This is a genomic window from Yersinia ruckeri ATCC 29473, from assembly GCF_000754815.1.
Lineage (GTDB): Bacteria > Pseudomonadota > Gammaproteobacteria > Enterobacterales > Enterobacteriaceae > Yersinia > Yersinia ruckeri.
Genome location: NZ_KN150747.1, coordinates 3,522,412 through 3,536,842, shown reverse-complemented (window position 1 = coordinate 3,536,842; position 14,431 = coordinate 3,522,412). Strand labels below are relative to the sequence as shown.

Below are 14,431 nucleotides of genomic sequence, written 5' to 3'. Positions count from 1 at the left end.
AAAGTTATTTGTATCACAGTTTATCGTTCGGATTGAGGGTGTCTGTCAACCGTTGTGCTAATTCCTTTCGTATTTCAGCACTCAATGCCTGACGATCTTTATCTGCTAATACGAATAAATCCTCAACCCTTTCGCCAATAGTCGTGATACGAGCGCTGTGAAGCGATAGCCCTAAATCAGCAAAAATTTCCCCGACGCGTGCCAATAATCCCGGTTGATCCAGTGCGATCAGTTCCAGATAACTGCGGCGTTCGGTATGGGTTGGCAGGAAGTTGACCTCAGTAGGTACGCTAAAGTGGCGTAGTTTGGGGGATAACCGTCTGACCCGCGGATGTTGATAGTTCGGTTGCGTCATTGCCTGTTCCAGTGCGTGACGAATGACTGAGTGCCGATCCTGCGCCAGCGGACTGCCATCCGGTTCCAGCACGATAAAGGTATCCATGGCCATGCCATCACGATTGGTGAAAATCTGGGCATCGTGTACGCTCAGGTTACGCCGATCCAATTCACCAACGACGGCGGCGAAGAGGGAAGGGCGATCCGGACTCCAGATAAAGATTTCTGTCCCGCCCCGCGTAGCCTGACGACTAACCAGCACCAAGGGGTTGGTCGAATCATGCTTCAGCAGGTGGCGAGCATGCCAGGCTAATTGATTGGGTGAATGGCGCAGGAAGTAGTCAGCGCGGCAGCGGCTCCAAATATGATGGAGCGCTTCTTCGTTAATATTATCCATTCGTAACAAGGCCAACGCCTGTAAGCGGTGATGGCGCACACGTTCACGCAGGTCTGGGCTGTTTTCCATGCCACGGCGTAATTGCTTCTCTGTGGCGAAATACAGCTCACGTAACAAGCTCTGCTTCCAGCTATTCCATAGGTTTTCATTGGTGGCACAAATATCGGCTACGGTCAGGCTGATCAGATAACGTAAACGGGTTTCACTCTGCACTTCGGCGGAGAACTGCTGGATTACCGCCGGATCTTGTATATCGCGGCGTTGAGCCGTCACTGACATCAGCAGATGGCAACGCACCAGCCAGGCCACCAGTTGAGCTTCCCGCGAATTCAAACCGTGCAGTTCGGCAAATTCCAGTACATCCTGAGCGCCGAGAGTAGAGTGGTCTCCACCACGTCCTTTGGCGATATCGTGGAAGAGTGCCGCCAAAAATAATAATTCCGGCTGCGGCAGCCGTGGATACAGTTCGACGCACAATGGATGGCGTGAACGCGTCGATTCATCGGCGAAACTTTCCAGTTTTTGTAACACCCGAATCGTATGTTCATCGACGGTATAGGCGTGGAACAGATCAAACTGCATTTGACCGACAATGCTCCCCCATTGGGGCATATAGGCCCAGAGAACGCTATGGCGGTGCATCGGCAGTAATGCGCGGGAAACCGCACCGGGATGGCGCAGAATAGCCATAAACAACTTACGAGCCTCTGAAATGGTACACAGTGGCTGTTTTAGATGACGCCGGGCATGGCGTAGTTGGCGAACGGTGGTGGAGTAAATGCCGGTGATATCTTGGTTACGCACCATCAAATAAAACATCCGCATGATGGCTTCTGGCTGCTGGATAAACAGTTTTTCATCTCGCAGATCAATCAGATTGCCGCGCAGTTGGAAATCATCATCCAACGGTCGTGGCTTTTCATTGGTATCCAGCGCCAGTATGGCTTCGTCGAACAGTTGTAGCAGCATGTTGTTCAATTCGCTGACGCGACGAGTCATACGGTAAAAATCTTTCATCATGTGTTCAACCGGCTCGTTTCCTTCTCCCTGATAACGCAGGAGTTGGGCGACGCTGAGCTGGCGATCAAACAGCAGGCGGTTATCGTAGCGATTCAACACCAGATGCAGGGCAAAGCGAATCCGCCATAAAAAGCTTTGGCATTCAAGAAGTTCGTTACTTTCAGCCTTGGTCAGAAAACCGAATTCAACCATTTCACTCAACGAGGTGGCTCCAAAATGGCGGCGTGCAACCCACATTAGAGTATGTATATCGCGTAGCCCACCCGGGCTGCTTTTAATATCGGGTTCCAGATTGTAGCTGGTGCCGTGATAGCGTTTATGCCGTTCTCGCTGCTCGGCTATTTTGGCATCGAAGAATTCAGGTGAAGGCCAGAAACTGTCGCTAAAGATATGTTTTTGCATTTGCAGAAACAGCGCGACATCGCCGCAAATCATGCGGGATTCGATTAAGTTGGTGGCAACGGTTAAGTCGGCCAGCCCTTCCAGCAAACATTCTTCCAGCGTACGAACGCTGTGGCCGACTTCCAGTTTTAGATCCCACAGTAAAGTAATGAGCTGGCCTATCCGCTGCGCCTGATCGTCGTTTAGAGGTCGTTTGCTCAGTACCAGTAGATCAATATCGGAAAGTGGGTGGAGCTCGGCACGCCCGTAGCCTCCGACTGCGACCAGCGCCGTTTCAGTCACGCTATCGAAACCGTAGAACGACCACAGACGATGTAGCAGGCTATCAATGTAATGGCTGCGTGCAGCGACCAAATTTTCAGCGCTGGCTCCGGTATTAAAGGCGTCAGCTAACCACTTCTGGAAGATTTCCAGACGCTGTTTCAGTATTTGGCAATTCAGTTCGTTATCAAGGTAAGTTCCGGGAAACGCGGGCTGCTCAGGGATAGTAACCACAGATGCCTGCGGGAGGTGGTTTTCAGTGTTGTTATCAGACATAGATTTCCCTGATATAAAACGCAGCCCATAAAAAAGCCGGCGATCGCCGGCTGGTCGTGATTACTCGTGCGTTATGATGTTGGGGATGGTGTCATCCTTACGCAACGTCATTATTTCGCAGCCGTTATCAGTCACCACAATAGTATGCTCATACTGCGCAGACAAGCTGCGATCCTTGGTTTTTACCGTCCAACCGTCTTTCATGGTGCGGATGCGGTAATCTCCGGCGTTAACCATAGGTTCGATCGTGAAAGCCATACCGGGTTGCAGTACCACGCCATTGTCGTCTGCATCGTAATGCAGAACCTGAGGCTCTTCATGGAAACCTTCGCCGATGCCGTGGCCGCAGTACTCACGAACAACAGAGAAATTTTCTGCTTCGACAAATTTTTGGATTTCTTTACCCAGCGTACGCAGACGAATACCTGGCTTGACCATTTTAATCGCCAGATACAGACTTTCCTGCGTGACGCGACACAAGCGCTCACCCAGAATGGTCGGTTTACCTACGATAAACATTTTAGAAGTATCGCCGTGGAAACCGTCTTTGATTACGGTGACATCGATGTTAACGATATCGCCGTCTTTCAGCACCTTGTCATCGCTTGGAATACCGTGGCAGATGACTTCGTTCACTGAAATACAGACGGATTTCGGGAAACCGTGGTAGCCCAGACAGGCTGAGATAGCCTGCTGCTCATTGGTGATGTAGTCATGGCAGATGCGATCCAGTTCACCGGTTGTTACCCCTGGTTTAACGTAGGGTTCGATGATTTCCAGCACTTCGGCGGCCAAGCGGCCAGCAACGCGCATTTTTTCAATATCTGCAGGTGTTTTAATTGTGATAGCCATTCAAGAGGGTCCACAGGGGCCAGAATGTGGCCGCTGTTATGATTAAATAAGTAAAAAATGCTGTCGTATATGGTACCAGCCCAACAAATTGCTGCCAAACTTTCCTTTACCGGGTGCCACGAAATGCAACAAAAGTTGGTGTGTGGCTCTGGTTTATGGTATAAAGCGCGCCGGCAGATCCGCTCTGCGTCATCGGGTTATCTCGGCGGCAATGCGCGTTTAGCCAAGTAGTACTACTCGCACTCATATGTGTAAATAACACACACGTGTCGGCACATTCACCGGGGTGCCCTAAAGCCACTGTCTTATTGCGGAGGCTTGTGGGGTCGGTGTTATGGGACACGTGGAGGCATAACCCCAATCGTTAAATATAGAGGTTTTAATCATGGCAACTGTTTCCATGCGCGACATGCTTCAGGCTGGTGTTCACTTTGGTCACCAAACTCGTTACTGGAACCCGAAAATGAAGCCTTTCATCTTCGGCGCACGTAACAAAGTTCACATCATCAACCTGGAAAAAACTGTACCAATGTTCAACCAAGCTCTGGCTGAGTTGACCAAGATTTCTTCCCGTAAAGGTAAGATCCTGTTCGTTGGTACTAAACGCGCAGCAAGCGAAGCGGTAAAAGAATCTGCTAACAACTGCGACCAGTTCTTCGTGAACCATCGCTGGTTGGGCGGCATGTTGACTAACTGGAAAACCGTTCGTCAGTCCATCAAACGTTTGAAAGATCTGGAAATCCAGTCTCAAGACGGCACCTTTGACAAGCTGACCAAAAAAGAAGCGCTGATGCGTACTCGTGAACTGAACAAGTTGGAAAACAGCTTGGGCGGTATCAAGGACATGGGCGGTTTACCTGACGCGCTGTTTGTTGTTGACGCCGATCACGAACACATCGCTATCAAAGAAGCTAACAACCTGGGTATCCCGGTATTCTCTATCGTTGATACCAACTCTGATCCAGATGGCGTTGACTTCATTATCCCTGGTAACGATGACGCAATCCGTGCAATTAAACTGTATCTGGGCGCTGTTGCTACCGCCGTCCGTGAAGGTCGTTCTCAAGATCTGGCCGTTCAAGCGGAAGAAAGCTTCGTAGAAGCTGAATAATAAGACTGGCTCGTCACTGAGCCCTTATTAACCAGGTATTGAAATATGTTGGTTAGGGGGCCTTTTATAGGCCCCCTTTGCTTATCTACAGTGAGAACTATCTTCACGAGAGAACCGAGGAAAATTGAAATGGCTGTTATTACCGCTGCTTTGGTAAAAGAACTGCGTGAGCGTACTGCCGCAGGCATGATGGAATGTAAGAAAGCGCTGGTTGAAGCTGATGGCGACATTGAGCTGGCGATCGATAACATGCGTAAATCCGGTCAGGCTAAAGCTGCCAAGAAAGCAGGTCGTATCGCTGCTGAAGGTATCATCCTGGCTAAAGTTTCTGCCGACGGTAAATTCGGTGTGATGCTGGAATTGAACTGCGAAACTGACTTTGTTGCTAAAGATGCTGGCTTCAAAGCATTCGGCGACGAAGTTATCGATGCAGCACTGGCTGGTAAAATCGTTGATATCGAAGTGCTGAAAGCACAGTTCGAAGAGCAACGTGCTAACCTGGTAGCTAAAATCGGCGAAAACATCAATATCCGTCGTGTTGCTGCTCTGGAAGGCGACATTCTGGGTACTTACCTGCACGGCGCACGTATCGGTGTTATGGTCGCTGCTACCGGTGCTGATGAAGAACTGGTTAAGCATATTGCCATGCATATCGCTGCAAGCAAGCCAGAATACGTTAAACCAGAAGACGTCCCAGCTGAAGTTGTTGCTCGCGAGCATCAAATCCAGTTGGACATCGCTATGGAATCTGGCAAGCCACGCGAAATTGCCGAGAAAATGGTTGAAGGCCGTATGCGTAAGTTCACCGGTGAAGTTTCTTTAACTGGTCAGCACTTCGTCATGGACCCAAGCAAAACCGTTGGCGATCTGCTGAAAGAGCATAAAGCCGACGTAATTAACTTCATCCGCTTTGAAGTGGGCGAAGGTATCGAGAAAGTTGAGACTGACTTTGCTGCAGAAGTTGCAGCGATGAGCAAACAGTCTTAATGCTTAAAAATGGAGCCGCCAACAGGCGGTTCCATTTCATCCAATCAAGAATTCAGTCCGTGAACTTTCAACGCCTCAAGTGCCTTGAATATTTGACGGTCAGATCCCCAATACTATTACTGCTGCTTAGGACAGAACACCATGGCAACCAATGCAAAACCCGTATATCAGCGTATCCTGCTTAAGCTGAGTGGCGAAGCCCTGCAAGGCGCAGAAGGTTTTGGTATCGACGCTAGCGTTTTGGATCGTATGGCTCAGGAAGTCAAAGAGCTGGTCGAACTGGGTATTCAGGTCGGTGTGGTCATTGGCGGTGGTAACTTATTCCGCGGTGCCGGTTTGGCACAGGCTGGGATGAACCGCGTAGTGGGCGACCACATGGGAATGCTGGCTACCGTAATGAACGGCCTGGCAATGCGAGATGCACTGCACCGTGCCTATGTGAACGCCCGCCTGATGTCAGCTATTCCGTTGAATGGTGTCTGTGACAACTATAGCTGGGCTGAAGCGATCAGCCTGCTGCGTCACAACCGCGTAGTTATTTTTGCTGCCGGTACCGGTAATCCATTCTTTACTACCGATTCAGCGGCATGTTTACGCGGTATTGAGATCGAAGCCGATGTGGTGTTAAAAGCGACCAAAGTTGACGGCGTATACTCTGCCGATCCGGTGAAAGATCCTGATGCTACGCTTTATGAACAGTTAACCTATCAAGATGTGTTGGAACGTGAGTTGAAAGTGATGGATCTAGCCGCCTTTACGTTGGCTCGTGACCATAACTTGCCGATTCGTGTGTTTAACATGAATAAACCTGGCGCGCTGCGTCGCGTGGTGATGGGTGAGAACGAAGGGACGTTGATCGCTAAATAAGCGCCGTTCTAATCAGGGTGAACTTGGCGTAATGTGCGCTGAGTCGCCTTTAACCAGCAATTGTTGGTTTACATATTCACCGGCTATGCTGCAAGGTATAGCCTGCCAAGTAACCAGTTTACAAGGGTTTGCAACGTGATTAACGAAATTAAAAAAGATGCAGAAGTCCGCATGGGTAAGTGCGTAGATGCATTCCAAAACCATATCAGTAAAATCCGCACCGGCCGTGCTTCACCGAGTATTCTTGATGGCATTCAGGTTGACTATTACGGCAGTGCAACACCGCTGCGTCAACTGGCTAACGTGGTGGTTGAAGATTCTCGTACTCTGGCTATTACCGTGTTTGACCGTAGCCTGAATGCTGCAGTTGAAAAAGCGATCATGTCCTCTGATTTGGGTCTGAACCCTTCTTCTGCGGGTTCTGTCATTCGCGTGCCATTGCCTCCGCTGACGGAAGAACGTCGTAAAGACCTGATTAAGGTTGCCCGTGGTGAAGCTGAGCAGGGTCGTGTCTCTGTACGTAACGTGCGTCGCGATACCAACGATAAGGTTAAAGCCTTATTGAAAGATAAAGCGATCAGTGAAGATGATGACCGTCGTTGTCAGGATGACGTTCAGAAAATGACTGATAGCTATATCAAGAAAATTGATACGGCATTGGCCGAGAAAGAAGCTGAGTTGATGAACTTCTAAGCTTTGGTCAGATGTTCCAGGGCGTCGCTTAGGCGGCGCTTTGTTTTTTTTACCGTTATGCGGTTCTATCAATGACAGATGGCCGGTTATTCCAGGCTAAATATCTTAGTCTTGTGGACGCAGATGTTTCATACTGATGCATCTTCTTATCATGTACCCAATAGATTTCGAGTCGCGGTCAATACTGCAGCAATTTGAAAGATAAAAGGGTAAAAACAGTTATTCAGAGCACCCTCATGAAGCAACTGACTATTCTTGGTTCTACCGGTTCCGTGGGCTGTAGCACTTTGGCCGTCGTGCGGGCTAACCCCGATTTATTCGCTGTAACCGCATTGGTTGCGGGGCGTAATGTCACATTAATGACAGAACAATGTCTCGAATTTGCTCCGCGTTATGCCGCGATGGCAGATGAAGATTCTGCACAATCCCTTCGCCAACGGTTGTCTGAACAAGGCTGCAAAACGGAAGTGTTCTCCGGCGAGAATGCGGCCTGTGAGCTTGCGGCCCTGAACGATGTGGATCAGGTTATGGCCGCTATTGTTGGTGTCGCCGGGCTTTTGCCGACGCTGGCTGCGATTCGAGCCGGGAAAACGGTGTTATTGGCCAACAAAGAGTCGCTGATTACCTGTGGGCGCCTGTTTATGGATGCGGTGAGAGAAAGTCGCGCGCAGTTACTCCCTATTGATAGTGAACATAATGCTATTTTTCAAAGCCTGCCCGAGCGCATTCAGCAGCAATTAGGCTATTCTTCATTGATCGAAAACGGGGTGTCGCGGATTATTCTGACCGGTTCTGGCGGACCTTTCCGTGAGACGCCGCTAGATCAGTTCGAAGCGATGACGCCCGATCAGGCCTGCGCTCATCCTAACTGGTCAATGGGACGCAAGATATCCGTCGATTCCGCCACCATGATGAATAAGGGTTTGGAATACATTGAGGCCCGCTGGTTATTTAATGCCTCGGCTGAACAGATTGAAGTCATCCTGCATCCGCAGTCGGTCATTCATTCGATGGTGAGATATCAAGATGGGAGCGTATTGGCACAATTAGGTACGCCAGATATGCGTACGCCGATTGCTCATGCGATGGCTTACCCGAATCGGGTTGAATCTGGCGTTGAGGCGCTGGATTTCTGTCGGATGGGAGCATTGACTTTTGCCGAGCCAGATTATGCCCGTTATCCGTGCTTGCAACTGGCAATGGACGCGTTTAATGCTGGGCAGGCGGCGACAACCATATTGAATGCGGCGAATGAGGTTTCGGTGATGGCATTTTTGCAATCGCAGATTCGTTTCACTGATATTGCAAAATTAAACCGTAATGTAGTTGAATCCATGTCAGTGCAGGAACCGAATACGGTAGATGAAGTCTTAGATATTGATCGTTTAGCGCGTCAGGCTGCCAATCGTGCGCTGGGTGCATTGAAACGGTGAGTCGCTGGTTATTGATTGGTGAATTTGTTCGTGTCGGACTGAGATGGTATAGTCTGCGCCGTCAATGGATTGATAGCCCCTTGATTAATGGCCCAATAGGTATTTAGACCGTCTAATTTGGCTGTCATATAAGAAGCCGTGATTTAGTACACGGCTTTTTTTGTGCGTTTGCGGCCTAATGTTTGGAAAGCGCCGTCGTTTTTATTGAGGAATAAAGTTCGAGCTATGTCGTTCGCAAATACAGATAGGGCTAACTTGTCCCTCCCGGGTCCGCGTCATGTCGCTATTATTATGGATGGCAATGGGCGTTGGGCTAAACGTCAGGGTAAACTAAGGATCTTCGGGCATAAAGCGGGAGTGAAATCGGTTCGTCGTGCAGTCAGTTTTGCTGCAACTCATCATCTTGATGCACTCACGCTTTATGCTTTTAGTAGTGAAAACTGGAATCGCCCTGCTCAAGAAGTGACCGCATTGATGGAGCTTTTTGTTCGAGCGCTGGACAGCGAAGTAAAAAGTCTGCATAAACATAATGTACGTTTAAGTGTTATTGGTGACATCAGCCGCTTTAGCAAGCGTTTGCAGGATCGAATCCGTCGTTCTGAAGAGCTGACTGCAAATAATGACGGCCTGAAACTTAACATTGCTGCCAATTATGGTGGTCGTTGGGATATTATTCAGGGAATGCGTCAATTGGCTGGACAGGTGCAAAAAGGATTATTACAGCCTGAAGATATCACTGAAGAGCTATTAAATTCTCATATCTGCCTACATGAACAATCTGAGGTAGATCTAGTGATCAGAACCGGTGGTGAACATCGCATCAGTAATTTCTTGTTGTGGCAAATCGCCTATGCTGAACTTTACTTTACTGATGTACTCTGGCCTGATTTTGATGAACTTGTCTTTGAAGGTGCGCTGAATGCATTTGCACAACGCGAGCGCCGCTTCGGTGGAACTACACCTAACGATGTTGCTGCATCTTAGGGGGAACTTTTGCTGAAGTATCGTCTCATTACTGCTTTGATTTTAATCCCTATCGTCATCGGGGCGTTGTTTTTGCTTCCTCCGGTCGGTTTTGCCATCGTGACATTGGTTGTTTGCATGTTGGCTGCGTGGGAATGGGGGCAACTGGCGGGCTTCGCAGCTCGTTCACAGCGTATTTGGCTTGCCATACTCTGTGGTTTCCTTCTGGTATCCATGCTGTTAAGTATTCCTGCTTATCAGCATTCAGCGCATTTACCGCAGGTGAGCGGACCGCTCTGGGCTTCGATTGGATGGTGGATAGCGGCGCTACTGCTGGTATTGACCTACCCACGCTCGGCTAGCTTTTGGCGTCACTCCCGAATACTGCGTATTGTTTTCGGTGTTTTGACCATCGTGCCATTCTTCTGGGGCATGTTTGCGTTACGCCAATACGGCTATGAGCAGGATCATTCAACCGGCTCTTGGTGGCTACTTTACGTTATGTTGCTGGTCTGGGGCGCGGATTCCGGCGCTTATATGTTTGGAAAAATGTTCGGCAAACATAAGCTGGCTCCCAAGGTGTCTCCGGGGAAAACCTGGGAAGGACTGATTGGTGGTTTGCTGACCTCAGCGTTGATCGCCTGGTTGTTTGGGCGTTATGCGCCTTTGGATATCATTCCAGAAAAATTGTTAGTGTGCTCTGTGGTTGCAGCCTTGGCCTCAGTGCTCGGCGATTTGACCGAGAGTATGTTCAAACGTGAAGCGGGAATCAAAGACAGTGGTCATTTGATTCCTGGTCATGGCGGGATACTGGATCGTATCGATAGCCTGACCGCAGCCGTGCCGGTATTTGCCTGCCTGATGCTGTTAGTGTTTTAATCCGTCACTGACGGGGAGTTTAGGGATTATGATGAGCATACTCTGGAACCTGGCGGCGTTTATCGTCGCGCTAGGCATCTTGATTACGGTCCACGAATTTGGTCACTTCTGGGTGGCACGTCGCTGTGGTGTTCGTGTTGAGCGCTTTTCTATCGGTTTTGGCAAAGCCTTATGGCACCGTACCGACCGTCAAGGCACCGAGTATGTCATCGCCCTTATTCCGCTCGGCGGCTATGTTAAAATGCTGGACGAACGTGTCGATGCGGTTGCCCCAGAACTTCGCCACCAAGCGTTTAACAACAAAACCATCTTGCAACGCGCGGCGATCATCAGCGCGGGTCCCATTGCCAACTTCCTCTTTGCTATTTTCGCCTATTGGCTGGTGTTTATCATCGGTGTACCGAGTTTTCGTCCGGTTGTGGGTGATATATCACCGCAATCCATTGCTGCTCAAGCCAATATTTCGCCGGGAATGGAACTTAAGTCTATCGACGGTATCGAAACGCCTGACTGGTCTGCCGTGCGTTTGGCATTAGTCGGCAAGCTCGGCGATACCCAAGTCCAAGTGGGTGTGGCTCCCTTTGGTACTGATCGGGTCGTACAGAAAACTCTGGATTTACATCAATGGAGTTTTGAACCCGATAAGCAGGATCCGGTGGTTGCTCTGGGGATTATTCCCCGTGGGCCGCAGATCGAATCGATACTGCAAGAGGTGCAACCAGAGTCGGCGGCGAAAAAGGCAGGTTTACAAGCAGGGGATAGGATCGTTAAAGTTGACGGCCAGCTGTTGAATGGTTGGCAGGCATTTGCTACCCGAGTGCGTGAAAATCCGGGTAAGCCGTTAATAGTTGATATTGAAAGGGGTGGTTCTCCCTTGTCTTTAACGTTGATTCCAGATACAAAATCAGTGGGTAAAGACAGAACCGAAGGCTTTGCAGGCGTAGTTCCGAAAGTTATCCCACTTCCGGACGAGTATAAAACGATTCGCCAATATGGACCTTTTACGGCACTCTATCAGGCTGGGGATAAAACCTGGCAACTGATGCGGTTGACGGTCAACATGTTGGGTAAACTGATTACCGGTGATGTTAAGCTGAATAATCTGAGTGGCCCGATTTCTATTGCACAAGGCGCCGGAGTTTCAGCTGAGTTTGGGTTGGTGTATTACCTGATGTTTCTGGCACTGATTAGTGTCAACTTGGGGATTATCAACCTGTTCCCGTTACCGGTATTAGATGGTGGACATCTGCTCTTCCTGGCGATAGAAAAGCTTAAGGGGGGGCCGGTTTCTGAGCGAGTTCAAGATTTCAGCTACCGCATTGGCTCAATACTACTGATGCTGTTGATGGGACTTGCACTTTTCAATGATTTCTCCCGCTTTTAACGGCTGGGGATAGGTTAGGAAGAACGCATAACAACGATGGCGATGAAAAAGTTGCTCATAGCGTCGCTGCTGTTTGGCAGCGCCACCGTATACGGTGCAGACGGGTTCGTAGTGAAAGACATTCATTTCGAGGGCCTGCAGCGAGTCGCCGTCGGTGCGGCGTTACTTAACATGCCGGTTCGCGTAGGCGATACCGTCAGTGATGATGACATCAGTAATACTATCCGTGCGTTGTTTGCCACAGGCAACTTCGAAGACGTTCGCGTCTTGCGTGATGGTGACACACTGATTGTCCAAGTCAAAGAACGCCCAACGATCGCCAGTATCACTTTCTCCGGTAACAAAGCGGTGAAAGAGGATATGCTTAAACAGAACCTGGAAGCCTCTGGCGTTCGGGTTGGCGAGGCATTAGACCGCACCACGATCTCCAGCATTGAAAAAGGTCTGGAGGATTTCTATTACAGCGTCGGTAAATACAGCGCCTCGGTGAAAGCCGTTGTGACGCCTTTGCCGCGTAACCGTGTCGATCTGAAACTGGTCTTTACCGAGGGTGTGTCTGCCAAAATCCAGCAGATTAACATTGTAGGTAATCATGCCTTCAGTACCGACGAACTGATTTCCCGTTTCCAACTGCGCGATGAAGTGCCTTGGTGGAACGTGGTTGGCGATCGTAAATATCAGAAACAGAAACTGGCGGGCGATCTTGAAACCCTGCGTAGCTTCTATCTGGATCGTGGCTATGCCCGTTTCAATATTGATTCGACTCAGGTGAGTTTGACGCCGGATAAAAAAGGCATTTACATCACGATTAACCTGACCGAAGGCGAACAGTACAAACTGGATAGCGTGATTGTCAGCGGCAACTTGGCTGGTCATCAGTCCGAAGCGGAAAAGTTGACTAAAATTGAACCGGGTGAATTGTTCAATGGCGGTAAAGTGACTCGCATGGAAGACGACATCAAAAAGATGCTGGGTCGTTATGGCTATGCTTATCCGCGGGTGCAAATTCAACCGGAAATCAACGACGCGAACAAGACGGTAAAACTGCGTGTTAACGTAGATGCGGGTAACCGTTTCTATGTACGCAAAGTTCGCTTCGAAGGTAACGACACCAGTAAAGACTCCGTTCTGCGTCGCGAAATGCGCCAGATGGAAGGCGCTTGGCTGGGTAACGATCAGGTTGAACAAGGTAAAGATCGTCTGAACCGTCTGGGATACTTCGAAACCGTTGATGTGGAAACACAGCGTGTTCCGGGGACTGCCGATCAGGTCGACGTGACTTACAAAGTTAAAGAACGTAATACCGGTAGCCTGAACTTTGGTATCGGTTACGGTACTGAAAGCGGTGTGAGTTTCCAGGTAGGTGTCCAACAGGATAACTGGTTGGGTACAGGTAACACCGTAGGTATCAACGGTACCAAAAACGATTACCAGACCTACGCAGAGTTCACGATGACCGACCCTTACTTCACCGTTGATGGTGTGAGTCTGGGTGGCCGTATCTTCTATAACGACTTTAAAGCAGATAACGCCGACCTGTCCGGTTATACCAATAGCAGTTATGGCGTTGACGGCACCCTTGGGTTCCCAATCAATGAAAACAACTCGCTGCGTGTTGGCGTTGGCTATGTACATAACAGCCTGTCCGACATGTTGCCGCAGGTTGCCATGTGGCGTTATCTCGAGTCAGTAGGTCAAAAACCTAACTATACGGATCGGGCTGAGTTTACCGCTGATGACTTTACGCTGAACCTGGGTTGGACATATAACAACCTTGACCGCGGCTTCTTCCCGACTTCCGGGGTGAAATCTTCAGTGAACAGTAAAGTTACGGTGCCAGGCTCCGATAACGAGTTCTACAAAGTCACCTTTGATACTTCAGCTTATCTGCCGTTGGATCAGGATCGCTCTTGGGTTCTGTTAGGTCGTGGTCGTTTGGGCTATGGCGATGGTCTCGGCGGTAAAGAAATGCCGTTCTACGAGAACTTCTATGCCGGTGGTTCCAGCACCGTACGTGGCTTCCGTTCGAATAACATCGGGCCGAAAGCTGCATATTATGCCGATAACGGCACTAAGATTAACAAATCTACCGATGCTGTGGGCGGTAACGCCATGGCGGTGGCGAGTATTGAGTTGATTACACCAACACCGTTTATCAGTGAGAAATACTCCAACTCGGTGCGTACATCGGTGTTTATCGATTCCGGTACGGTTTGGGATACTCATTGGGAAAATACCGCAATGTCTCAAACGGCCGGTATTCCTGACTACAATGACCCGAGCAACATTCGCGTTTCTGCGGGTGTGGCACTACAGTGGATGTCACCGCTGGGGCCATTGGTGTTCTCTTACGCCAAACCAGTCAAGGATTATCCGGGTGATAAATCCGAACAGTTCCAGTTTAACATTGGTAAAACCTGGTAACAGGTCGCCGAAGTTATAAATACGACGTTATAAACAGATAGTAAAGATCGCGCTGACGCCGATCTCCCCCAGGCAGACGTGACCAATAAGTGACGTTTGTCTGGGTGGACAATCAGCTGTTAAGTGCATTTCAGGGTGTCTCTGAC

11 protein-coding genes are annotated in these 14,431 nt (G+C 49.5%); 9 read left to right on the top strand and 2 right to left on the bottom strand.

The window, feature by feature from the left end:
* Positions 1 to 13: 13 nt before the first annotated feature.
* A complete protein-coding gene (gene glnD, locus DJ39_RS15930; protein WP_004719685.1) occupies positions 14 to 2,692 on the bottom strand; it encodes a bifunctional uridylyltransferase/uridylyl-removing protein GlnD in 2,679 nt (892 codons plus the stop codon).
* A 60-nt stretch (positions 2,693 to 2,752) separates the two neighbouring features.
* The gene (gene map, locus DJ39_RS15925; RefSeq protein WP_004719684.1) at positions 2,753 to 3,544 is read right to left on the bottom strand and encodes a type I methionyl aminopeptidase; all 792 of its coding nucleotides are present in this window, start codon (positions 3,542 to 3,544) and stop codon (positions 2,753 to 2,755) included.
* Between the two features lie 385 nt (positions 3,545 to 3,929).
* Between map and rpsB the strand changes: the two genes are divergently transcribed.
* The 9 genes from rpsB (at position 3,930) to bamA (ending at position 14,285) form a co-directional block, all read left to right on the top strand.
* Positions 3,930 to 4,655, top strand: coding sequence for a 30S ribosomal protein S2 (gene rpsB, locus DJ39_RS15920; protein WP_004719679.1), 726 nt, complete (start codon positions 3,930 to 3,932; stop codon positions 4,653 to 4,655).
* A gap of 129 nt (positions 4,656 to 4,784) precedes the next feature.
* Complete coding sequence (gene tsf / locus DJ39_RS15915; RefSeq protein ID WP_004719677.1) at positions 4,785 to 5,642, top strand: translation elongation factor Ts; 858 nt, start codon at positions 4,785 to 4,787, stop codon at positions 5,640 to 5,642.
* 141 nt (positions 5,643 to 5,783) lie between these two features.
* Entirely contained in the window at positions 5,784 to 6,509 is a 726-nt protein-coding gene (gene pyrH / locus DJ39_RS15910; RefSeq protein WP_004719674.1) for a UMP kinase, read from the top strand.
* 135 nt (positions 6,510 to 6,644) lie between these two features.
* Positions 6,645 to 7,202, top strand: a complete 558-nt coding sequence (frr, locus tag DJ39_RS15905; protein WP_004719672.1) for a ribosome recycling factor — start codon at positions 6,645 to 6,647, stop codon at positions 7,200 to 7,202.
* A 236-nt stretch (positions 7,203 to 7,438) separates the two neighbouring features.
* Positions 7,439 to 8,635 (top strand): 1-deoxy-D-xylulose-5-phosphate reductoisomerase, encoded by a 1,197-nt coding sequence (gene ispC / locus DJ39_RS15900; protein WP_004719669.1) that lies wholly within the window; start codon positions 7,439 to 7,441, stop codon positions 8,633 to 8,635.
* A gap of 225 nt (positions 8,636 to 8,860) precedes the next feature.
* Positions 8,861 to 9,619, top strand: a complete 759-nt coding sequence (gene ispU, locus DJ39_RS15895; protein WP_038245179.1) for a (2E,6E)-farnesyl-diphosphate-specific ditrans,polycis-undecaprenyl-diphosphate synthase — start codon at positions 8,861 to 8,863, stop codon at positions 9,617 to 9,619.
* 9 nt (positions 9,620 to 9,628) lie between these two features.
* Positions 9,629 to 10,477 carry a phosphatidate cytidylyltransferase gene (gene cdsA, locus DJ39_RS15890; protein ID WP_038245176.1) on the top strand — a complete coding sequence of 283 codons (849 nt, stop codon included), beginning with the start codon at positions 9,629 to 9,631 and terminating at the stop codon, positions 10,475 to 10,477.
* Between the two features lie 28 nt (positions 10,478 to 10,505).
* Complete coding sequence (gene rseP / locus DJ39_RS15885) at positions 10,506 to 11,861, top strand: sigma E protease regulator RseP (RefSeq protein ID WP_004719661.1); 1,356 nt, start codon at positions 10,506 to 10,508, stop codon at positions 11,859 to 11,861.
* 36 nt (positions 11,862 to 11,897) lie between these two features.
* Complete coding sequence (gene bamA / locus DJ39_RS15880; protein WP_004719660.1) at positions 11,898 to 14,285, top strand: outer membrane protein assembly factor BamA; 2,388 nt, start codon at positions 11,898 to 11,900, stop codon at positions 14,283 to 14,285.
* Positions 14,286 to 14,431: the final 146 nt, after the last annotated feature.

Bases quoted from the DNA above. Each gene is read 5' to 3' on its own strand.
- glnD (WP_004719685.1), bottom strand. From the start codon at position 2,692: ATGTCTGATAACAACACTGAAAACCACCTCCCGCAGGCATCTGTGGTT.
- map (WP_004719684.1), bottom strand. From the start codon at position 3,544: ATGGCTATCACAATTAAAACACCTGCAGATATTGAAAAAATGCGCGTT.
- rpsB (WP_004719679.1), top strand. From the start codon at position 3,930: ATGGCAACTGTTTCCATGCGCGACATGCTTCAGGCTGGTGTTCACTTT.
- tsf (WP_004719677.1), top strand. From the start codon at position 4,785: ATGGCTGTTATTACCGCTGCTTTGGTAAAAGAACTGCGTGAGCGTACT.
- pyrH (WP_004719674.1), top strand. From the start codon at position 5,784: ATGGCAACCAATGCAAAACCCGTATATCAGCGTATCCTGCTTAAGCTG.
- ispC (WP_004719669.1), top strand. From the start codon at position 7,439: ATGAAGCAACTGACTATTCTTGGTTCTACCGGTTCCGTGGGCTGTAGC.
- ispU (WP_038245179.1), top strand. From the start codon at position 8,861: ATGTCGTTCGCAAATACAGATAGGGCTAACTTGTCCCTCCCGGGTCCG.
- rseP (WP_004719661.1), top strand. From the start codon at position 10,506: ATGATGAGCATACTCTGGAACCTGGCGGCGTTTATCGTCGCGCTAGGC.
- bamA (WP_004719660.1), top strand. From the start codon at position 11,898: ATGGCGATGAAAAAGTTGCTCATAGCGTCGCTGCTGTTTGGCAGCGCC.